Raw genomic sequence first — 21141 nt, forward strand, 5'->3', positions numbered from 1 at the left:
TCGTCCCTTGTATTGATCGGTCGAAAAAAGCAGACGGCTCAGGCTTGCGCCACGCGCCGCAGCAGGCCACTGGTTGTGCGCGGCCAGCCCACGCGGCCGAACCAGGCGCCGCCGGCAATCGCCGATGCGATGACGATGCCGTACACCACCAGCGCCACGCCCTGTGCGGCGAACACGCCGGCCAGCCCGCCGCCCCAGCGCAAGGCCAGCCAGCCGCCCACGCCGGCCACCACGAGCCGCGCGATGTTGCCGAGCACCGGCCACAGCAGGCGCCCGGCCCCCTGCGAGGCGAAATACAGCACCAGCCCGACGCCGAAGAAGCCGTAGAGCGGCCCGACCACGCGCAGGTAGTGCGCGCCCGTTTCGAGCATGACGGGATCGTTGCCGAACAGCAGCAGCCAGGGGCGCGGGAACAGCGCCGCGGCGAGGCCGATGGTTTCGGTGAGCGCAAAGGCCAGCGCCGCGCCGGCCCAGGTGGCGCGAAGCGCGCGTTCCCGCTGCCCCGCGCCCATGCAGGTGCCCACCATCGCGACCAGCGGCGCGCCAAGGCCGAACACCAGCGGCACCAGCAGGTACTCGAGCCGCGAGGCGGTGCCGTAGCCCGCCAGCGCGCCAGAGCCGAAGTGCCCGGTCAAGGCCGTGGCAATGCCGATCGACAGGTTGGTCGCCACCGTCGACACCGCACCCACCAGCCCGATGCGCAGGATGTCGCGGAACAGCGGCCAGCGCAGCTTCAGTGCGGAGAGCGTGGGGCGCAGCAGGCTGCGCGGCGAGCGCAGGTAGACGATGAGCGCGATCGACCCCAGCAGGTAGTACAGCAGCAACGCCATCGCGCCGCCCGCGATGCCCATGCCCGGCAGCGGTCCCCAGCCGAAGATCAGGAGCGGCGACGCCGGAATGAGGAACACCACGCCCACCACCGTCACGTTCGCCGGCACCGCCATGTTGCCGGTGCCGCGGATGATGGCCGAGAGCGAATTGAAGAGCCACACCAGCACCGCACCCGCGAACACCCAGTTCGAATACGTCAGGGCCGCGTCGAGCGCCGCGCCGGTGCCGCCCATGATGGCGTAGAGCCATCGCCCGCCGGCCAGCAGCGCAAGCGAAAAGCACAGGCCGAAGCCGATCGCGATGACCGCCGCATGCCACACCAGCGCATCGGCGTCGCCGCGGCGGCGCGCGCCCAGCGCACGGGCGATCGACGAGGCAATGCCGCCGCCCATGGCGCCGGCCGAGGTCATCTGCATCAGCATGACGATGGGAAACACCAGCGCCATGCCGGCCAGCGCATTGGTGCCCAGCTTGCCGACGAAGTAGGTTTCGATGAGCCCGACGGATGCCTGCGCCACCATCACGAGCACGTTGGGCGCGGCCAGGCGCAGCAGGGTCGCCACGATCGGCGCCTCGAGCAGCATGCGCGTGCGCGGATCGAGTTCCTGGCTCACTGGGTAACCTCCGCACTCCGCGCTGCGGTATTCGCCTTGGGAGCGGCCCGGCGGCTCATGCCGCCACCAGCTTCGCACGCGCCAGCCGCGCTTCGCGGATCGGCAGGTGCACCAGCGCCGCGCCCGCGGCGAGCGCGATGTCGATGTACCAGACGATGTCGTAGTTGCCCGTGGCCTGGAAGACGTAGCCGCCCAGGTACGCGCCCAGGAAGCCGCCGACCTGGTGCGCCAGCATCACGATGCCGAACAGCATCGCCATGTTGGCCGGCCCGAACATCTTGGCGACGAGACCGGCGGTCGGCGGCACGGTCGACAGGAAGGTCACGCCCATCACGGCGGCGAACACCAGCATGACCACGGTCGTCTTCGGCGCCAGCAGGAACACCAGCACGGCGATGCCGCGCGTGGCATAGACCAGCGACAGCAGCGACTTCATGCGCCAGCGCCCCACGGCCCAGCCCATGGCCAGGCTGCCGACGATGTTGAAGAGCCCGATCATCGCGAGCGCCCAGCCGCCGACCTCGGCCGGCAGCCCACAGGCCGCGACGACGCCGGGCAGGTGCGTGGCGAGGAAGGCGACGTGGAAGCCGCAGACCAGGAAGCCCAGGCTCAGGTAGCGGTAGCTGGGCGTCGCGAGCGCCTGGCCGATGGCCTGGCGCGCACTCAGCGGCTTCGTGCCCGATGCGGCTGCCGAGGCCGCGGCCATTGCGTTCGAGTTGCCCTTGAGCACCCATGCGGCCGGCAGCGCCAGCAGCACCAGCACGCCGAGCCACTGCATGGCGCCGGCCCAGCCCACGGCCGCCGTCAGGCCGACGGCGATCGGCGCCATCGCGAACTGTCCGAAGGAGCCGCCGGCGTTGACCAAGCCGGTGGCCAGGCCGCGTTTCCCGGCCGGCACCAGGCGCGTGGTCGCGGCCATCAGCACCGAAGGGCCCGCCATGCCGGCGCCACCGGCCGCCAGCACGCCGATCGCGAGGATCAGGCCGGCCGTGCTCGTCATCAGCGGCGTGATCAAGGTGCCGATGGCGACCAGCAGCACGCCGAGGAACACCACGCGCCCGGTGCCGATGCGGTCGGCCGCGGCGCCCGCGAAGGGCTGCGTGAGCCCCCACCAGAGCTGCCCGAATGCGAACGCCAGGCTGATGCTGCCGATGCCGAGCGCGGTCGAGGTGTTGAGTGCCGAGAGGAACAGGCCCATCGTCTGGCGCACCCCCATCGTGAGTGCGAAGGCGCCGGCGGCCGCCAGCAGCACGAGCCAGGGCGCATGGCGCCGCAGAGGGGTTTCATTCATCGCCGGCTCCCGTTGCGTCTTCCGGCTGTCCATCGCCCAGCCCCGCGCGCTGCAACAGCTCCAGGCTCTCGTCGAGCAGGGCATGCAGCGCCAGCACGCGTTCCGTGCCGAGGATGTCGTTGAGCGCCAGCTGCGCGTCGTGCCACAGGCGCTGCGCCTCGGCTCGCTTGTCGCGGCCCGCGTCAGTGATCGCCAGCATGCGGCTGCGCGCATCGGGCCCCTCCGTCTGCACCAGGAAGCCCGCGGCCAGCATCGGCTTGAGGTTGCGCGTGAGCGTGGAGGCGTCGACGTTCATCTCGCGCGCCAGATCGACCGGGCGCAGCGGCCCGAGATGCAGCACGTGCGAGAGCAGCGAGTACTGCGTGGTCTTGAGCCCGCTGGGCGCGACGTGCGTGTCATAAAGGCGCGACGCCAGCCTGGAGAGCCGGCGCAGGCGGAAATTGGTACATCCTTGGGGCCTCAGCTGAGGCTTCAGAGCGGCGTTCATGCCATTCATTGTAGCTACAATAATTGTACCTACAACTATCAAGGAGTTTTTTCCATGACCGAGTCCCATGCCATCGGCGCCTGGATCGCCCAGGAGGCCGAAATCGTCCAGCGCCTGGACGCGGGGCCGGGCCCTGGCCTGGCACGCCCCGAGCAGATCGCCGGCAAGACCGGGCTGGAAATGATGGGAGCGATGCTGCGCGCCGAAATCCCCTATGCTGCCATCGCCAAGACCCTCGACTTCGTCCTGCTGGAAGTCGGCCCGGGCCGGGCCGTGTTCCAGGGCAAGCCGCTGGCGCAGCACCTGAATCCGCTCGGCACCATCCACGGCGGCTGGGTTGCGACCCTGCTCGACTCGGCGCTGGGCTGCTCGGTCCACACCATGATGCCGGTGGGGCGCGCCTACACGACCGCCGAGCTGAGCGTGAACTACGTGAAGGGCCTCACGCCCAAGGTGCAGCGGGTCCGCGCCGAAGGCAAGGTGATCCATTGCGGCCGGCAACTCGCCACTGCCGAGGCCCGGCTCGTGGGGCCCGACGGTACGCTGTACGCCCACGCCACCACAACCTGCCTTGTGTTCGAGATCCCCTCGCCACGCTGATCGATCGGCCGCAGCCCATGCCCTCCTCCATCCCTCGCGATCCCTCGCTTGCGCCAGCCTTCAAGACCCTCCTCGCCGACCGGTACAGCTGCCGGGGCTACCTTGCCGAGCCCGTCGCGCGCGAGACGATCGATGCGATCCTTCAACTGGCACAGCGCACCGCCTCCTGGTGCAACTCGCAGCCATGGCAGGTGACCGTGACCAGTGCCGCAGCCACCGAACGGCTGCGCCACGCCTTCGATTCGGACGCAGCCGCGGCCGACGCCGCATTCGACATTGCACCGCCGACGGAATACCGCGGCGTGTACCGCGAGCGCCGCCGCGAATGCGGCTTTCAGCTGTACGAGAGCGTGGGCATTGCGCGCGGCGACCGCGAGGCCTCGCAGCGGCAGGCGCAGGAGAATTTCAGGTTCTTCGGCGCACCGCACCTGGCCCTCGTCACCACCGAGTCGCTGCTCGGCACCTATGGCGCACTGGACTGCGGCGCCTATGTCAACAACTTCATGCTGGCGGCACGCAGCCTGGGCGTGGCCAGCATCGCCCAGGCGGCCGTGGCCTCGCGCTCGAAGCTCCTGCATCGCTGGTTCGACATTCCGGACGATCGCCAGGTGGTGTGCGGCATCGCATTCGGCTACGAGGATCCGTCGCATCCGGCCAACCAGTTCCGCACGTCGCGCGCGCCGCTGGAGGAGGCTTGCCGATGGGTGGATTAGCAATGTAAGTGCAAGGACGTAAAAAACCGCCCCAAGGGCAGTGATAATGATTCTCATCGTCGCCTCGTGGTGGCGATGATTTCCCAAAACACGTCTCTGCACCTGGAGGATCCTTCATGACCGACCGCCTCGGCGTCCAAGGCCGCGCCGCCCGCGCACTGATCGGCGTCACCGCCGCCTGGCTGGCTGCCGCCGCCCTGCCCGCCCACGCCGCCAACGACGAACTCACGCTCTACACCACGCGCGAAGCCGCGTTGATCCAGCCGCTGATCTCGGCCTTCAGCGCGCAGAGCAAGATCAAGGTCAACACCGTGTTCGTGAAGGACGGCCTGCTTGAGCGCGTCAAGGCCGAAGGCGCTCGCTCGCCGGCCGACGTGCTGATGACGGTGGACATCGGCAACCTGATGGACCTGGTCGACGGCGGCGTGACGCAGCCGGTGAAATCGGCCGCGCTCGAATCGGCCGTGCCCGCCAACCTGCGCGGCGCCGACGGCCAGTGGTTCGCGCTCTCTCTGCGCGCGCGCGTGCTCTACGCCGACAGGAACCAGCCGCTCACCAGCTTCCGCTACGAAGATCTGGCCAACCCGAAGTGGAAGGGCAAGGTCTGCATCCGCGCGGGCCAGCATCCCTACAACACGGCATTGATCGCAGCAATGATCGCGCACGACGGCGAGGCCAAGACCGAGCAATGGCTGCGCGGCGTCAAGGCCAACCTGGCCCGCAAGGCCACGGGCGGCGACCGCGACGTGGCGCGCGACATCCTGGGCGGCATCTGCGACATCGGCCTGGCCAACTCCTACTACGTCGGCCAGATGAAGAGCGCTTCGGCCGGCACCGACGCACGCAAGTGGGGCGACGCCATCAAGGTGGTCCGCCCGACCTTTGCCGGTGCCAAGGGCGGCGGCACGCACGTCAACATCAGCGGTGCGGCCGTGGCCAGGAACGCGCCGCAGCGCGCCAACGCGGTCAAGCTGCTCGAGTTCCTGGTGTCGGAGCCGGCACAGGCGCTCTACGCGCAGGCCAACTATGAATATCCGGTGCGCAAGGGCGTGGCGCTCGATCCGATCATCGGAGAGACCATCGGCGAGCTGAAGGTCGATCCGCTGCCGCTCACCGAAATTGCCAAATACCGCAAGCAAGCAAGTGCCCTGGTCGACAAGGTCGGCTTCGATCAGTGATGGAAATGGCAGGGCACGCCTTGCCGATGCCCGGATGTTGATCGCGAGGCGCCACCCGCTGGTCCTGCAGGCGGCGGGCCCGTTCTGGCGCTGTGCCTCGATGGCCATCGCGCTCGGCGTGCTCGCGCCGGTGCTCGTGCTCGCCTGGCTTGCGCTGGGCTCCGGCGTCGCGCACTGGGGGCCGCTGTTCGCCCACGTGCTGCCGCGGGCCGCGCTCAACACGGCCTTGCTGCTCGCGGGTGTGGGCGCGCTGGTGCTGGTGATCGGCACCGGCTGCGCATGGCTCGTGACGGCCTGCGACTTTCCGGGGCGCCGCGTGCTGAACTGGGCGCTGCTGCTGCCGCTCGCGATGCCGACGTACATCGTCGCCTTTGCCTACCTGGACCTGCTGCACCCGATCGGCCCGGTGCAGGGCGCGATCCGCTGGGCGCTGGGCTTCGACAGTCCGCGCCAGTTCCGCCTGCCCGATCTGCGCTCGATGCCGGGCGCAATCTTCGTGCTCGGCTTCGTGCTCTACCCCTATGTCTACATGACCGCGCGCGCCATGTTCATGACGCAGCCCGCGCACCTGATGGAAGCGGCGCGCACGCTGGGCGAAAGCCGGGGCGGCGCCTTCTTTCGCGTGGCGCTGCCGCTGGCACGGCCGGCGCTCGCGGTGGGCCTGAGCCTGGCGCTGCTCGAAACGCTCAACGACATCGGCGCCTCCGAATTCCTTGGCGTGAATACGCTCACGGTGGCGGTCTACACCACGTGGATCACGCGCTCCGACCTAGCCGGTGCGGCGCAGATCGCGTGCGCCATGCTGTTCGTGGTGGTCGCGCTGGTCTGGCTCGAACGCAACGGGCGCCGGCATCAGCGCTTCGGCTCGGCGCAGCGCATGCGCGCCATGCAGCCGCGGCGCCTGCACGGCGCCGCCGCCTGGCTCGCCACCGCCACCGCGTCATTGCCGGTGCTGATCGGCTTCGTGGCGCCGGCCCTCTACCTGGTCTGGGAAAGCGCCAAGCGGCTGCGCCAGGGCGGCGGCGTGTCGCAAGGCCTGCTGGCAAGCCTCGGCAACACGATCACGCTGGCCGCCGGCGTCACCGTGGCGGCCGTGGCCGCGGGGCTGGTCGTGGCGTGGGCCACGCGCAGCCAGGGATCGCGCCCCAACCGCGCACGGTGGCAGGCGCGCGCAGCCACGCTGGGCTACGCGCTGCCCGGCACGGTACTCGCCATCGGCCTGCTCACGCCCGCGCTTGCGTTCGACGCCGCGCTGGCCAGCGTGCTCGGCCTGCAGGGCTTGCCGCTCATGGGCGCGGGCATCGTGCTGGTAGCGGCCTGCGCAATCCGTTTTCTCGCCATGCCGGTCGGCGGCATCGAAGCCGGGCTCGCCCGCATTCCCCCCGCCATCGAGCAGGCTTCGCGGCTGCTGGGCGAGACCAGCGGCGGCACGCTCAGGCGCGTGCACCTGCCGCTTCTGCAACCCGCCATTGCCACGGGTGCGCTGCTGGTCTTCGTCGATGCAATGAAGGAACTGCCGGCCACGCTGCTGCTGCGGCCGGCCAATTTCGACACGCTGGCCACCTGGCTCTATGCCGAGGCCGCTCGCGGCACCTATGAAGAAGGCGCGATCGCCGCGCTCGCCATCGTGGCGGCCGGCCTGCTGCCCGTGGTGCTGCTGGCACGCAATCAACTGGGCACGCCAACGACCTTGCCCGCCGTGGAAACATGAGTTCCCCTCTTTCCCTCGAATCGATCCAGCTCGCCTACGAAACGCCGCGCGGCCTGCATACCGTGGTCAACGACTTCTCGCTTTCGCTGCGTGCGGGCGAGATTGCCTGCCTGTTCGGTCCCTCGGGCTGCGGCAAGACCACGGTGCTGCGGGCGATCGCGGGCTTCGAGCCGCTGCGCGCCGGCACCATCCGGCTCGGCGACGTGCTGCTCTCCTCGACCCAGGTGCACCTGCCGCCCGAGCAGCGGCGCGTGGGCATGATGTTCCAGGAGTACGCGCTGTTTCCCCATCTGTCGGCAGGCCAGAACGTGGCCTTTGGCCTGCGCCGCTCGAGCCGTGCGCAGCAACGGGCGCGCGTGGCCGAGATGCTGGCGCTGGTGGGCCTGGCCGATGCCGGCGAGCGCTTTCCGCATGAACTCTCGGGCGGCCAGCAGCAGCGCATTGCGCTCGCCCGCGCACTGGCGCCTTCGCCCGCGCTGCTGCTGCTCGACGAGCCGTTTTCAAACCTCGACGGCGGCACGCGCGAACGCCTCACGGCGCAGGTGCGCGGCATCCTTCAGCGCGCCGGGCAAACCGCGATCCTGGTCACCCACAACGAGGCCGAGGCCCATGCCATGGCCGACCGGATCGGCGTGATGCACGGCGGCCGCATCACGCACTGGCTGGACACCGCCAAATAGCACAAGGCGCCCATCCGGCGAATGGGCTTTTCGGGAAAAGGTTGTTCGGGGCCGCAAGAATTGCCGCGGTCCCACCTTCAACTTTTTCCGGAACGCCAACTCGCCATGTCCAAGCCCCTCACTCTCGTCAGCCACCTGCTGTGCCCCTATGTGCAGCGCGCCGCCATCGCACTGGCCGAAAAGAACGTGCCCTTCGAGCGCGTGGTGATCGACCTTGCGAACAAGCCGGACTGGTTCGTTGCCATCTCGCCGCTGGGCAAGGTGCCGCTGCTGCGGCTTCAGCGCCCCGACGGCAGCGAGGCGGTGCTGTTCGAGAGCAACGTGATCTGCGAGTACCTCGAAGAGACCCAGCCCGGCCCGCGCCTGCATCCCGAAGATCCGCTCACCCGCGCCGAGCATCGCGCGTGGATGGAGTTCGGCTCGGCCATCCTGGGCGACCTGTGGGGCTACGAAACCACGCACGACGCCGAAGTGTTCGAGCAGAAGCGCCTGGCCCTTGCCGCCAAGTTCGAGCGCGTCGAAGCCGCGCTGGGCACGGGCCCCTATTTCGCCGGCAAGGACTTCAGCCTGGTGGATGCGGTGTTCGCGCCGATCTTTCGCTACTTCGAGGTATTCGACGAGATCAGCAATTCACACATCTTCGATGCCCTGCCCAAGGTGAATGCCTGGCGCAAGGCGCTGGCGGCGCGGCCGAGCGTGCGCAGCGCGGTGGTGCCGGAGTATCCGCAGCACCTGCGCGAATTCCTGCGCAAGCACGAGGCGCACTTGCTCGCGCTCGCCTAGAACCGACAATGGAATCCTTCCCCCGCAACAACAGATCCCACGAGATGCGACTCCTCCACACCATGCTGCGCGTCGGCAACCTCCAGCGTTCGATCGACTTCTACACCCAGGTGCTTGGCATGAGCCTGCTGCGCACTTCGGAGAACCCCGAGTACAAATACAGCCTCGCCTTCGTCGGCTACGGCGGCGGCAACCCCGGGCAGGCCGAGATCGAGCTCACCTACAACTGGGGCACCGAAAGCTACGAACTCGGCACCGCCTACGGCCACATCGCGCTGGGCGTGCCCGACGCCTACGCGGCTTGCGAAAAGATCAAGGCCGCCGGCGGCAACGTCACGCGCGAAGCCGGCCCCGTGAAAGGCGGCACCACGGTGATCGCCTTCGTGACCGATCCCGACGGCTACAAGATCGAGCTCATACAAGACAAGGCAAAGGCTTCTGGCGACAGCCACCCAGCCAGTTCGGACGCCTTGCGCGCGTCCTAGCCGGGCCGCCCCGGCGCCCGGCTCCGCCGTGAGCGCGTCACGGCCGCCGAATTGAGGATACAAATGATCACCTTTTAAAGGCGATCGGCATATTCTTTGCTGGTATTTTCAAGGGGTAGTGCTGATGCAAGACGCATCACATTCTGATACTCGGAATCGCGATCAAAGAGCTTCACAGTTCAGCAAGATCGTCCATTCGGACGCGGCACCGAATGCTCCTTACTCTTTGAACTATCTTCTACATGAGCGCTTCCTTCCAAGCGGAATGAAAATTGACCATTCTGAGCATACGCGGCAAGCCCATTGATCCGGCCATATCGCTGATCATCTTTTTCTTTTCCGCCCTGATTGTCGGCGTCATTCCGTTCCTCTATCACGACACGGCGGCCCAGAATTTCCCCGACGAAGAAACGCTATTGAGCTTCTTCGGGGCCGATTTGTGCCAGCTCACCTCCACCACGATCGAGGAAAGAAACTCCTACGCTTGCAGCGCATTCCTGCTGGAGTCGGCCGGATTGAGCGCCAAGACGGCGCCCATTGCCGGCGCTTTTCTGAGCGTCACGCTGACCGTCATACCGATTCTCCAATTCAGCAGAATTCCCCTTGGCGTCTTTTTCGTATCGCTCGGATGGGGATTCATCAGAGCCATTTTCCTGTCGGTTCTTTCAAAGGACATGCTGTCGGCCTGCGTGGTGCTTCTCTCGATCATGGCAGCGCAACACAGCGCGTTCGGGCTGACGTGGTTCCTGTCGTCGACGATCTACGGCTGGGTGGTTAGAAAATATTGGCTCCTGGTCAGTGCCGTCTGGCTTGGACTGCGATTGATAAGAAAGCAGCTCACCGTATTCAGGCTCTTGGTCATCATCGTCGTGGTCTACATCGCGCTCGCGCTGACATTCCAGATCGCACTTGGCGCCACCCTGGACTTTGCCCGCGCAACGGTCAACGAAAACCGGGAAGTCGGCGCCGAAGGATCGCGAACGGTCATCGAGGCGGTCATCGCCTCCGACAACGCCCTGCTGCAGGCGCTCAATGCCACGATCACATTCTTCCGGCTGGCATTTCCGCTCGAGCTTCTGCGCTTCGGGTCGGTCAGCCAATTGGCGTTCATCTCGATCATGCCTTTCACGTTCGTATGGATGGTGAAAGTCATCGTCGAGGGCGCGAAATCGAGCAACAAGAACCTGATCCAGGCCGGCAAGGTGGCCCTTGCGCCCCTGTCCTTCCTCATCATCGAGGGGGTGTTCGAGCCCGACTTCGGCTCATTTGCCCGCCACTTCGCCATCGTGAGTCCGCTCGTCTTTTCTGCCATGGCGCTGGCGCAGAAAACCGAGCTGGCCGAAAGGAGGCTCCTGCGGCGCAGGCAGGCCGCCGCCATTTCAAGCAGCCCGCTCTTTGTTCGCCCCACCCGTCAGGATCGCATTTCGTGAAATCCCAATCCATTGCGGTGGACCAGCCACAGTACGTCGAATCCATTCAGGCAGGAAGAGGCATTGCCGCGCTTCTGGTCGTGATTCACCATGCAGCACAGAAAGCACATGCCCTTTCCGGTGGCGCCATTCCACTGTTCGATTTCGGGATCATCGGGGTCGATATATTCTTCATGATCAGCGGCTTCATCATCTACTTTGTCACGGCCAACAAGACCATGACGCACGTGGAATTCATGGAGAAACGGATCATCCGGGTGTTTCCCCTGTATTGGGGACTCTCCTTGCTGGCACTGCTGGTCTTCATCTTTGTGCCGAAGCTGATCAACAGCAATGCCCAGCAACCCTCCGACATCGCCGCGTCGTTCTTCTTGTGGCCCACATCCGCCCCGTACCTGGTCAACAACGGATGGACGCTCACCTATGAGATCATCTTCTACGGGTTGTGGGCCCTGGTCGCACTGCCGACCGCAAGGCCGAAGAACGCCTACCTCGCGTGCCTGGTATTGGCCGCCGCATCGTTCATTGGATTGCTTTCCGGCATCGACTACAAGGTAATGAATTTTTCCTTGTTCCTGGAGTTTGCATTCGGAGTGGCAATTGGCGTCGCGTTCAAGAAAGGGCTGATCCGGCAGAGCACGCCAGCCTCCATCGTCTTGATAGTCGTCGGGGCTTTTCTTGCGCACCTGGCAATTTCCGAAGGCCTTGGAAGCAGCGAACTCAGGGGATTTGCACTGGCAATTCCTTCCGCGATGATTTTCTTCGGGTTGATATCGCTTGGACCGTTCTGGGCAAGGCTGCGCGTGATACTGGCCATTGGGGACAGCTCCTACTCGCTGTACCTGTTTCACCCCTTCATCCTGGTTGCCATCCCGCTCACGGTCAAATTGCTCGGCTTCACCTCGGTGCCTCAGATCCTTGCCATTTCCGTTGCGATCTGTATCGCGTCGATCTGGGCTTCGCACATGGTCTACAGGTTCGTGGAATTCCCGCTCACGCAGATGATGCGGGGGATGATCAAGTCCGCGAAATCCTTCAACGCGGCCAGGGCAAGGTGATTGTGCCGCGGTTCAGCAGCCCAGCAGGTCGGCCAGCTGCCTGATGTCGCGCGCGTGCAGGTTGTTGTCCGGATTCGGCGAAATGTCCTTCGGCTGGGCGCGGCCGAATTCATGGGGCCGCTCGATGTAGGCGGTCTTGAGGCCGCATACGCGCGCGGCGGCCAGGTCGTCGTGGTGCGCTGCGGCCAGCATGACCTGCCCCGGCGTCGCGTCGAACACGCCCGCCACGCCAAGGTAGGTGCGCGGATCGGGCTTGTAGGCCTTGAACACCTCGGCCGACAGCACGCAGTCCCAGGGCAGGCCGGCGCGCTTGGCCATTTCGGTCAAAAGGCCGATGTTGCCGTTGGAGAGCGTGCAGATGGTGAATTTCTTCTTGAGGCGCGTGAGCCCTTCCACCGCATCTGGCCATGCCGGCAGCCGGTGCCAGGCCCGGCTCAGGTCGCGCTTGGCGGCGGTATCGAGCCGGTCGGCCAGGCTGAAATCGTGCAGCACCTGTTCGAGCATGCTCAGGTGCAGTTCGTCGAGCAGCGTGAAGCCGCCCTCGCCCGCTGCGATGCGTTCCATCACGGATTTCATGGCAGGCTGGTAGCCCGCACGCCAAGCCAGCGCAAAGGCGGCGCCGTCGACGCCGGGCAATACGCGCTCGGCCTCGGCGGCGATGCCGCTGTGCCAATCGACCACGGTGCCGAAAACGTCGAATGCAATGACCTTCAGGTCACTGGCGTCGAAATCCGCACGCATGATCGGATCAGCGTGCGAGCTGGCTCGCTGCGCGTGCGAGCTGCTCGATGCGCGCCCAGTCGCCGTTGCGGATGGCGTCGGCCGGCACGATCCACGAGCCGCCCACGCACGCCACGTTCGAGAGCGCGAGAAACTCGGCTGCGTTGTCCGCATGGATGCCGCCCGTCGGGCAGAAGGTCACGTCGCCGAACGGGCCCTGCCACGCCTTCAGCATGGGGATGCCGCCCGCCTGCAGCGCGGGAAAGAACTTGAGTTCGGTGTATCCGTCTTCCTGCGCCGTCATGATCTCGCTGCCGGTGGCGACGCCGGGCAAGAGCGGCAGGCCGAGGTCGTGGCAGGCCTTGCCGACCGCGCGCGTATAGCCCGGACTCACGCCGAACTTCGCGCCGGCCAGCGCCGAGGCCTGCGCGTCGGCCGCGCTGCGGATGGTGCCCGCGCCGGCCACGGCCTCGGGCACGTCCCTGGCAATGGCCTCGATGCATTCGAGCGCCTGCGGCGTGCGCAAAGTGACCTCGAGCATGCGGATGCCACCGGCCACCAGCGCGCGCGCGAGCGGAATGGCATGTTTCACGTCGTGCAGCACGATCACCGGAATGACCGGTGCATCGCGCATGACGTCGAGTGCGGTGAGTTTGTCTGTCATTTCATTGCTCCAATGTTCACAGCCACGAGCATGCGCCCTCTTCGGCGGTCAATGCATTGCGGCGCATGCCGGCGAACAGCTCGCGGCCGAGGCCATGGCCGTCGGCGATGCGCTTGGCCTCGGGCAGCTTGGCAATCTCGCGTTCGGCCCACTCGTCGTCGGGCACCAGTACGGCAAGTGTGCCCGCCACGGCGTCCAGGCGCACGACGTCGCCATCGCGCACCTTGGCGAGCGGGCCGCCCGCGGCGGCCTCCGGAGAAACGTGGATGGCAGCCGGCACCTTGCCCGAGGCGCCGCTCATGCGGCCGTCGGTGACCAGCGCCACGCGAAAACCCTTGCCCTGCAGCACCGACAGCGGCGGCGTGAGCTTGTGCAGCTCGGGCATGCCGTTGGCCTGCGGCCCCTGCCAGCGCACCACGCACACCACGTCGCGATCCAGCTCGCCGGCGGTGAAGGCCTGGTGCAGCGCGGCCTGCGAATCGAAGACGCGCGCCGGTGCCTCGATCACGTGGCGGTCGTCGGGCACCGAAGACACCTTGATCACGCTGCGCCCCAGGTTGCCGTTGAGCAGCTTCAGGCCGCCGGTGGCGCTGAAGGGGCTTTCGACGGGCCGTGCGACGGTGTCGTCCTTGGAGGGCGCGGCGGAATTCCAGACCAGGCGCTTGTCGTCCGCAAGGGACGGAATGTTCGCGAACTCGCGGATGCCGCCGGCCCGCACGGTGAGCACGTCGGCGTGCATCAGGCCGGCATCGAGCAGCTCGCCGATCACGAAGCCCGGGCCGCCCGCGGCCTGGAACGCGTTCACGTCGGCGCTGCCGTTGGGATAGACGCGCGTCAGCAGCGGGACCACGTCGGAGAGGCGGGAGAAGTCGTCCCAGTCGATCACGATGCCGGCCGAGCGTGCCACGGCCACCCAGTGGATCAGGTGGTTGGTGGAGCCGCCGGTGGCCAGCAGCGCCACCATGGCATTGACGATGCAGCGCTCGTCGACCATCTCACCGATGGGGGGGCAATCGAACTTCGCCTCGCTCGCGCGGCCCAGCACCGTGCGGACGGCCTCCCTCGTGAGCGTTTCGCGCATGGCATCGCCGGGCTGGATGAAGGCGGTGCCGGGCACGTGCAGGCCCATGGCCTCGAGCAGCATCTGGTTGCTGTTGGCGGTGCCGTAGAAGGTGCAGGTGCCCATGGTGTGGTAGGCCGCCATCTCGGCGTCGAGCAGGCCCTGCCGGCCGACCAGGCCTTGCGCCGCCTGCTCGCGCACCTTCGACTTCTCGCCGTTCGACAGGCCCGAGGGCATGGGGCCGGCGGGCACGAACACCGTGGGCAGGTGCCCGAAATGCAGCGCGCCGATCAGGAGGCCCGGCACGATCTTGTCGCACACGCCCAACAGCAGCGCGCCGTCGAACATGTCGTGCGTGAGCGCAATCGCGGTGCCCATGGCGATCACGTCGCGGCTGAAGAGGCTCAGCTCCATGCCGGGCGTGCCCTGGGTCACGCCGTCGCACATGGCGGGCACGCCGCCGGCCACCTGCGCGGTGGCACCGAGGCTGCGCGCCTCGTGTTTGATGATGTCGGGGTAGCCCTGGTACGGCGCGTGGGCCGAGAGCATGTCGTTGTAGGCCGTGACGATGCCGATGTTGGGCGCGCGCTCCGTCACCACCTTGAACTTGTCGTTGGCCGGGATGCCGGCCACGGCGTGCGCGACGTTGGCGCAGCCCATGCGGTCGGAGCCCCGGTCGCGGTTGCGGATTTCCGCCAGCCGCTCGAGGTACGCGCTGCGCGGCCCCCGGCTGCGTTCGCGAATGCGATCGGTAACGTCAAGGACGGTGGGATGTGTGCTCATGGGGATGGTTTCGGTCGCGCTGCCGGCATCTGTCCACTGTCGCTTTTGCGACCTTCGACGTGGAAGTCGATAGTACCAAGACGCCGCGACCGAGGCCGATGGAAATCCGCACCCCGGCAATACGGATTGGCGGATTCGGTCCCGCTGGCAGCCGGTTCAGTCGACCAGCTTGACTTCCACGCGCCGCGCCTGGGCGTCGTTGCCGGAACCTGCGGTAATTGCGGGCCTCTGCAGGTCAACCTTGTCGGCCGGCACACCCAGGCCCACCAGCACGTCACGGACCATTTCGGCGCGTTTCTTCGCGAGCTGCTCGTTGATGGCCGCGTCGCCAGTGGTGTCATGAAAGCCCGAGACCACGGCCTTGCGGCCGCTCTCCACGCCCTTGATGACGGCGGCCAGCGCCTCGGCGGCGCCGGGCGCCAGATCGGCGCTGCCGGTGGCGAAATAGAAGTTCACCACGCCATCGGCCACGCGGATGCTGGCCCCGTCGGGAATGACGACCGTCACCGTCTCGGTCACTTCGGCCACCGTCGTGGTGGTCGCCGGCCCTGCGGACACCGCTGCCACCGCGACGGCGGGCATGCCGCCCGCTGCCGGCCCATGGCTCTTGTGCCAGAGCACGATGCCCAGCACGAAGAAAATCACCAGCGCGATCAATGCCAGGAGAAATCCGAGGATGAAGTTTTGCTGGCTGTCGTCGTCGCTCATGAGGGGTCGTACTCCGTAGGAAGAAAGAGGCCGGTAAATAATGGTGCGGTGAACCATGATCGCGAAATTGTAGGCGGCGCCCCCCCAGGCCCCGCACCCGATCCCGGACCGCCGGGCCTGGACCCGCGGCCCAGCCCGCTGCGCGACCCGCAGCCCATGCTCGAACAGGCCATTGCCGACTGGGGCGGCCGCGACGACCTGTGGCTCTTCGGCTATGGCTCGCTAATCTGGCGCCCCGAGTTCGATTTTGCGGAGCGCCGCCCGGCCTGGGTGCATGGCTGGCACCGCGCGCTCAAGATGTGGAGCCGCATCAACCGCGGCAGCATCCAGACGCCCGGCCTCGTCTTCGGCCTGCTGTCTGGCGGCAGCTGCCGCGGCATGGTGTTCCGGGTGCCCTCGGCCCACGGGCTTGAAACGCTTCGCAGGCTGTGGCTGCGCGAAATGCCCACCGGCGTGTACGACCCCAAGTGGCTGAAATGCACCACGCCGGAAGGCCCCGTGCGCGCGCTGGCCTTCACGCTCTCCAGGCGCAGCCCCAACTTCACCGGCGAGCTCAGCGACGAGCGCTATCGCCACATCTTCACCCATGCCGTCGGCCGCTACGGCAGCTCGCTCGACTACGCGCGCCAGACCTTGCTGGAGCTGCGACGCCATTCGATCCACGATGCGGCCCTGGCCCGGCTGGTTGCGCTGGCCCACGAACGGCAGGAGGAACAGGAGCGGCAGGCAGAGGCCGGGGCGGCGGCCGATTGCGGGATGCCCCCGGCTCCGGTATATGTTCCGGGGTCTCCGGACAAATCTTCTTCTTCCTTTCCCCAACAATCCTCCGGACCGTCCAAGGAAAAAACATGACCCATCGCCTTCTCGCCGCCACCGGCACCGCCCTTCTCGCCAGCGCCCTGCTTTCCGCCTGCGGCAGCATGATGGGCGGCAAGCCGAGCGCGGCCGCCGAACTGATGCCCACGGCGGCGGTCTCGCCCAACCCCACGCGGGGCACGGTGACCTTCACCGCGCTGGACCATGGCGTGCGCGTGGCCGGAGAGGTGCGCGGCTTCGTGCCAGGCAGCGAGCACGGTTTCCACATCCATGAAAAGGGCGACTGCGGCGACAACGGCAACGCCTCGGGCGGCCACTTCAACCCCGCCGGCGGCACCCACGGCAAGTTCAGTGCGCCGGGCAGCCATGCCGGCGAACTGCCGAGCCTGGTGGCCGACGGCAGCGGCGTGGCGCGCTTCAGCGTCGACGTGCACACGATCTCGCTGACCGAAGGCGCCCCCAACAACGTGGTGGGCCGCGCGCTCGTCGTGCACCGCGACCGCGACGATTTCACCACCCAGCCAGCCGGCAACTCCGGCCCGCGCATCGCCTGCGCGGTGATCGCACGGCGTTGAGCGGTTAGGGCCCCGCCGAGCGCTCCAGCCACAGAGCCTCGGCACTGGCCAGGGCCTGCGGCGTATCGATGTCGGTCACGATGCCGACGTCGTCCACCACCAGGTCGGCCACGGCATCGATGGCGCGCATCGCCTTCAGGATGGAAGAAGCGCCAAGCGTTCCCCTGAGCGCCGCGAGTTGCGCCCCGCAGCCGGCCGAAAATCCGACCGGATGGCCGCGCTCGCCCTTGTATTGCGGCTGCACCGCGCGCACCCGGCCGGCCAGCGCACCGGCCACGGCTCGCAGCGTCTCGGGGCGCACCAGCGGCAGGTCGCCCGGAAGAATCAGCCAGCCGGCGGCATCCGGCGTGGCGCGCACCGCGGCGGCAATCGAGTCGCCCATGCCCGGATGCCCGGCGTCTTCAAGCCGCCACGGCAGGCCGCTCGCACGCACCGCGTCCAGCGTGCGTTCGAGCAGCGGCTTGCCCGCCAGCGGCGCCTGCAGCTTGGGGCCCGTGCCGCCGGCCGCGATGAAACGCTCGCCGCGGCCCGAAGCCAGCACGATCACCACCGGAGAATTCGCCTTTGTCGCCATGCGCCGAGTATGTCCGCGGAATGCCCGCAGTGCCGTGCGGCAACGTATGCGCAACAATGCCGGCATGAGTTCTTCTTCTCCAACCAACGAAACCCTGGCCGCGCTGCGCAAAAGCTACGAGCGCGCCGAACTCGGCGAAACCCACAGTGCGGACGATCCGCTGAAGCAGTTCGAGCGCTGGCTCGGCGAAGCCATCGACGCCCAGGTGCCCGAGCCCAACGCGATGACCCTGTGCACCGTGGGCAGCGACTTGCGGCCTTCGAGCCGCATCGTGCTCATCAAGGGCTATGACGCACGCGGCATCGTCTGGTACACCAACTACGAAAGCCGCAAGGGCCGCGAGCTCTCGGGCAACCCGTACGCGGCCTTGCAGTTCCACTGGGTCGAGCTCGAACGCGTGGTGCGCGTCGAAGGCCGCGTGGAAAAGGCGAGCGCGGAGGAAAGCGATGCCTACTTCGCGAGCCGCCCGCTTGAATCACGCATCGGCGCCTGGGCCAGCCCGCAGAGCGAGGTGATCAGCGGCCGCGACGTGCTGGTCAAGAACGCGGCCGTGGCCGCTGCCAGGCACCTGCTCTCGCCACCCCGCCCGCCGCACTGGGGCGGCTACCGCCTCGCGCCGGACCGCTGGGAATTCTGGCAGGGCCGCACGAGCCGCCTGCACGACCGGCTGCGCTACCGGCTCGAAGGCGCCGCCTGGGTGCGCGAGCGGCTCGCCCCCTGAACCGCGTCAAGCCTCGCAGGGTGCGACCTTGAACTCGACGCGCCGGTCGAGCGCATCGCTGGCATCGTCGGCACCGGTGCCCACGATGTTCTCGCGGAATCCCATGCCGGACTCGCGCAGCTTCTTCGACAGCGGCGGCGCCTCGCCCACCAGCCGGGTCTTCACGCTGACTGCGCGCTGCAGCGACAGGCGCTCGTTGACCGACTCCGAACCGGTGCGGCTCGTGTGGCCAGTGACCACCACGCAGGAGTCGATCTGCGCCGCCTGGCGTGCGATCTGCCGCAGCCACATCGGATAGGCGGCGCTGATCTTCGGATCCGCCAGGAAATCGGTCGAGCCGGGCTTGAACAGGAACTTCACGCTCAGGTTGTTGGTTTCGAGCCCGAGCCGCGCCAGGGTGCCGAAGGTCTTCTCCGCATCGGCCGTTCGGCCGAGCTGGGCCTGCGTGAGATACAGGCCGCTGTAGATGCGCAGCTGCTGGCCGTCGGGCCGGCGCGAAGCGGCCTCGTAGCGGCTGAGCGCCTCGCTCATGCGGCCGGCCTCGTAGGCGGTGGTGGCTTCCTGCAGCACGGTCGACGTGGGCAGGCGCTCCAGATACAGCGCGTCGGCGGCTTGTCCCGGCTGCGTTTCGGCAGTGCGGATGTAGCCTTCCACGGCGCGGTCCTTGCCGTTCACCGGGCTGTCGCGAAAGAAGGCCGTGGGCCGCGTGTCGAGCGTCGCATCGCTGATGCGCGCCACCGATTGCGCAATGACCACGCCGCTCTTGATTTCGGTCAGCGCCAGGTTCAGCCGGTAGCGGCCGTCGGCCGAATCCTTGTCGCGCACCAGCGTGCCGTTGAGCACGTACTGCGCGCGCTCGATCTCGGTGTTGTTGAAGGGCGTGACGGTGAACTGCCTGAACTGCGACTGCATGCGCTGCACGATGCGCTGCTCGGCCACGCGCGTGACTTCGGTCTGCTGGCCGCTCGCGCCCTCGAGCAGCGGGTCGATCACGATGCGGCTCTGCTTGATCGACGACTCCACCTTGGCCAGGAAGGCCGGCAGCTTCTGCGTCTGCACGATCAGGTCGTCCACCGCCTGGTTGACGGCCTGCTCGAAAGGCATGGCATTGCCCGGCGCCGGCCGGTGCGCGCAGGCGGCGCAAAGCAGCACCGCGAACGACAGCGTCAGCGCACGCGTGGCCGTGCGGATTGGGTGGATGGTCTTCATCATCAGCATTGACTCCTCAAGATCTTCATGTCTTCGTCCGACAGCGGCTCCCCCACCGCTGCGCGCATGTTGATTTCGCTGCAGCGCCTGGAGAACGGTGGCCTTTTCGGGGCCGGCGGCTTCTCCGCCTCCAGCGGCGGTGGCGCCGCCACGGCAACCGCCTGCGGCTTCGGCCTGGCGCTCGGCCGCGAAGCCGGGGCCGGTGCCGGCTCGCGCGGCACAGCGGCTGAAAGGCAGGGCGTTCGGCACGGCTTCGTATCGGCGGCCGCCGGCACGGCGCCGCCGCACAGCGCGATCACCATCGCAATCGGCGCCATGGCGGAAAACGGCGAAGACCGCGGCTGGTAAATCATCAGCGGGCAAATGTAGAGCGAGAGGCGCCGCTCGCCATCTCGCCAAATGGCCACCCTGCCGAATGGCCTAGGCCGGGAAAAGCCTCAAGGCAGCCACTGCACCAGGATCATGACCAGCGTCAGCGTCGCGAGCGCGAGCACCGTCGACACCGCGACGCTGGCCGTGACCAGGTCTTCCGATGTGCGGTAGCGCTGCGAAAAGAGAAAGACGTTGGCGCCGATGGGCAGCGCCGCCGCCACCACCATCACGGTGAGCGGTATGCCGCGCACACCCAGCAGCCAGCCGATGCCGGCCACGAGCAGCGGATGCAGCAGGTTCTTCACCAGCGCCTGCACCGTGGCATCGCGCCAGTGCCGCCCGATGGGTGTCAGCGCGAGCGTGATGCCCACCATCACCAGCGCCACCGGACCGAAGGCCTGGCCGAGCAGCAGGATCGGCTTGTCGAGGAAATCGGGCATCACGAGCCCCGTCTGCGCGAACAGCAGCCCCGCGATGATCGGCATCGGCACCGGATGGATGATGGCGTTGCGCAGTGCGCGCAGCACCGTGCGCGCCATCGGGCGCTTCTCTTCGCCGCTCACCGCCGCATGCTCTCGCGCCACGGCGAGCTCGAGCACGACCGTGGCGCTGGTCAGGAGCACCAGCGAATGCAGCGAGATCAGCGTGAGCAGCACCACCATGCCCTGCTCGCCATAGGCAAGGCCGACCAGCACGATGCCGATCATCACCGTGTTGCTGTAGGTATTGGCCAGCGCAATGACGGCCGCCGTGCGGTTGAAGCCGCGCAGCGCCAGCGTGCCCGCGAACAGCAGGCCCGAGGCGATGAAATACGCCGCCACGGGCTTCAGGCTCAGCTCCTGCACGTGCACCGTGCTCATCGCGCGAAAAAGCAGCGCCGGCGCAAGCAGCAGGAAGATGAGGTTGGAAAGGTCCTTGACGGCGTTGCCGCCGATCCAGCGGCGCCGGCCGGCCAGGTAGCCTGCTGCGATCAGGACGACGACCGGCAGCAGCGAAGGAATGACGAACGAATTCACCCGTCGAGGATAGCGCCTTGCCTGCTCCCTCCCTCGAGAGCGGGAAGGGAGAAAGCAAGGCC

At 67.5% G+C, this 21141-nt stretch carries 23 protein-coding genes; 13 read left to right on the forward strand and 10 right to left on the reverse strand.

The features are described 5' to 3' along the window. Positions 1–38: 38 nt before the first annotated feature. The 3 genes from VAPA_RS18850 to VAPA_RS18860 form a co-directional block, all read right to left on the reverse strand. Entirely contained in the window at positions 39–1415 is a 1377-nt protein-coding gene (locus VAPA_RS18850) for an MATE family efflux transporter (RefSeq protein ID WP_047785447.1), read from the reverse strand. A gap of 85 nt (positions 1416–1500) precedes the next feature. Next, complete coding sequence (locus tag VAPA_RS18855) at positions 1501–2736, reverse strand: MFS transporter (protein ID WP_021008358.1); 1236 nt, start codon at positions 2734–2736, stop codon at positions 1501–1503. After that, entirely contained in the window at positions 2729–3232 is a 504-nt protein-coding gene (locus VAPA_RS18860) for a MarR family winged helix-turn-helix transcriptional regulator (RefSeq protein ID WP_021008359.1), read from the reverse strand. Before VAPA_RS18860 ends, VAPA_RS18855 begins: the two co-directional genes overlap by 8 nt. A 45-nt stretch (positions 3233–3277) precedes the next feature. Here VAPA_RS18860 and VAPA_RS18865 point away from each other — a divergent pair, with 45 nt between their 5' ends. The 9 genes from VAPA_RS18865 to VAPA_RS18905 all read left to right on the forward strand — a co-directional run bounded on the left by VAPA_RS18865 (position 3278) and on the right by VAPA_RS18905 (position 11861). Beyond that, a complete protein-coding gene (locus VAPA_RS18865; RefSeq protein ID WP_021008360.1) occupies positions 3278–3823 on the forward strand; it encodes a PaaI family thioesterase in 546 nt (181 codons plus the stop codon). Between the two features lie 17 nt (positions 3824–3840). Continuing rightward, on the forward strand, positions 3841–4536 hold the full coding sequence (locus VAPA_RS18870; protein WP_021008361.1) for a nitroreductase: 696 nt from the start codon (positions 3841–3843) through the stop codon (positions 4534–4536). Positions 4537–4652: 116 nt separating this feature from the next. Beyond that, on the forward strand, positions 4653–5714 hold the full coding sequence (locus VAPA_RS18875; protein ID WP_021008362.1) for a Fe(3+) ABC transporter substrate-binding protein: 1062 nt from the start codon (positions 4653–4655) through the stop codon (positions 5712–5714). A 34-nt stretch (positions 5715–5748) separates the two neighbouring features. Continuing rightward, the gene (locus VAPA_RS18880) at positions 5749–7425 is read left to right on the forward strand and encodes an ABC transporter permease (protein WP_021008363.1); all 1677 of its coding nucleotides are present in this window, start codon (positions 5749–5751) and stop codon (positions 7423–7425) included. Next, complete coding sequence (locus tag VAPA_RS18885; RefSeq protein WP_021008364.1) at positions 7422–8105, forward strand: ABC transporter ATP-binding protein; 684 nt, start codon at positions 7422–7424, stop codon at positions 8103–8105. Before VAPA_RS18880 ends, VAPA_RS18885 begins: the two co-directional genes overlap by 4 nt. Positions 8106–8210: 105 nt before the next feature. Further along, positions 8211–8888 carry a glutathione S-transferase family protein gene (locus VAPA_RS18890; RefSeq protein ID WP_021008365.1) on the forward strand — a complete coding sequence of 226 codons (678 nt, stop codon included), beginning with the start codon at positions 8211–8213 and terminating at the stop codon, positions 8886–8888. A 44-nt stretch (positions 8889–8932) separates the two neighbouring features. Next, positions 8933–9373 carry a lactoylglutathione lyase gene (gene gloA, locus VAPA_RS18895; RefSeq protein WP_021008366.1) on the forward strand — a complete coding sequence of 147 codons (441 nt, stop codon included), beginning with the start codon at positions 8933–8935 and terminating at the stop codon, positions 9371–9373. 272 nt (positions 9374–9645) lie between these two features. Then, entirely contained in the window at positions 9646–10803 is a 1158-nt protein-coding gene (locus VAPA_RS18900; protein WP_021008367.1) for a hypothetical protein, read from the forward strand. Next, a complete protein-coding gene (locus VAPA_RS18905) occupies positions 10800–11861 on the forward strand; it encodes an acyltransferase family protein (protein WP_021008368.1) in 1062 nt (353 codons plus the stop codon). Before VAPA_RS18900 ends, VAPA_RS18905 begins: the two co-directional genes overlap by 4 nt. Before the next feature lie 12 nt (positions 11862–11873). On the opposite strand, the gene VAPA_RS18910 is transcribed toward VAPA_RS18905, so the two are convergent. The 4 genes from VAPA_RS18910 to VAPA_RS18925 form a co-directional block, all read right to left on the reverse strand. Continuing rightward, complete coding sequence (locus VAPA_RS18910) at positions 11874–12602, reverse strand: haloacid dehalogenase type II (protein WP_021008369.1); 729 nt, start codon at positions 12600–12602, stop codon at positions 11874–11876. A gap of 7 nt (positions 12603–12609) precedes the next feature. Beyond that, a complete protein-coding gene (eda, locus tag VAPA_RS18915; RefSeq protein ID WP_021008370.1) occupies positions 12610–13245 on the reverse strand; it encodes a bifunctional 4-hydroxy-2-oxoglutarate aldolase/2-dehydro-3-deoxy-phosphogluconate aldolase in 636 nt (211 codons plus the stop codon). 16 nt (positions 13246–13261) lie between these two features. Beyond that, positions 13262–15088 (reverse strand): phosphogluconate dehydratase, encoded by a 1827-nt coding sequence (gene edd / locus VAPA_RS18920; protein ID WP_021008371.1) that lies wholly within the window; start codon positions 15086–15088, stop codon positions 13262–13264. Between the two features lie 156 nt (positions 15089–15244). Beyond that, complete coding sequence (locus VAPA_RS18925; protein ID WP_021008372.1) at positions 15245–15796, reverse strand: OmpA family protein; 552 nt, start codon at positions 15794–15796, stop codon at positions 15245–15247. Positions 15797–15952: 156 nt separating this feature from the next. Between VAPA_RS18925 and VAPA_RS18930 the strand changes: the two genes are divergently transcribed. Next, positions 15953–16648 carry a gamma-glutamylcyclotransferase gene (locus VAPA_RS18930; RefSeq protein WP_021008373.1) on the forward strand — a complete coding sequence of 232 codons (696 nt, stop codon included), beginning with the start codon at positions 15953–15955 and terminating at the stop codon, positions 16646–16648. Continuing rightward, positions 16645–17187 (forward strand): superoxide dismutase family protein, encoded by a 543-nt coding sequence (locus tag VAPA_RS18935; RefSeq protein ID WP_021008374.1) that lies wholly within the window; start codon positions 16645–16647, stop codon positions 17185–17187. Before VAPA_RS18930 ends, VAPA_RS18935 begins: the two co-directional genes overlap by 4 nt. Positions 17188–17191: 4 nt before the next feature. On the opposite strand, the gene VAPA_RS18940 is transcribed toward VAPA_RS18935, so the two are convergent. Continuing rightward, complete coding sequence (locus tag VAPA_RS18940; protein ID WP_021008375.1) at positions 17192–17761, reverse strand: nucleotidyltransferase family protein; 570 nt, start codon at positions 17759–17761, stop codon at positions 17192–17194. Between the two features lie 46 nt (positions 17762–17807). On the opposite strand from VAPA_RS18940, the gene pdxH reads away from it, so the two are divergent. After that, positions 17808–18482, forward strand: coding sequence for a pyridoxamine 5'-phosphate oxidase (pdxH, locus tag VAPA_RS18945; RefSeq protein WP_021008376.1), 675 nt, complete (start codon positions 17808–17810; stop codon positions 18480–18482). A gap of 6 nt (positions 18483–18488) precedes the next feature. Here the strand turns inward: pdxH and VAPA_RS18950 are convergent, their stop codons facing one another. After that, positions 18489–19700, reverse strand: a complete 1212-nt coding sequence (locus VAPA_RS18950; protein WP_021008377.1) for an OmpA family protein — start codon at positions 19698–19700, stop codon at positions 18489–18491. An 18-nt stretch (positions 19701–19718) separates the two neighbouring features. On the opposite strand from VAPA_RS18950, the gene VAPA_RS18955 reads away from it, so the two are divergent. Then, positions 19719–20039 (forward strand): hypothetical protein, encoded by a 321-nt coding sequence (locus VAPA_RS18955; RefSeq protein ID WP_041946164.1) that lies wholly within the window; start codon positions 19719–19721, stop codon positions 20037–20039. A gap of 89 nt (positions 20040–20128) precedes the next feature. Here the strand turns inward: VAPA_RS18955 and VAPA_RS18960 are convergent, their stop codons facing one another. Continuing rightward, positions 20129–21079 (reverse strand): AEC family transporter, encoded by a 951-nt coding sequence (locus tag VAPA_RS18960; protein WP_021008379.1) that lies wholly within the window; start codon positions 21077–21079, stop codon positions 20129–20131. Between the last annotated feature and the right edge of the window lie 62 nt (positions 21080–21141).

This window comes from Variovorax paradoxus B4 (genome assembly GCF_000463015.1).
GTDB classification, from domain to species: domain Bacteria; phylum Pseudomonadota; class Gammaproteobacteria; order Burkholderiales; family Burkholderiaceae_C; genus Variovorax; species Variovorax paradoxus_E.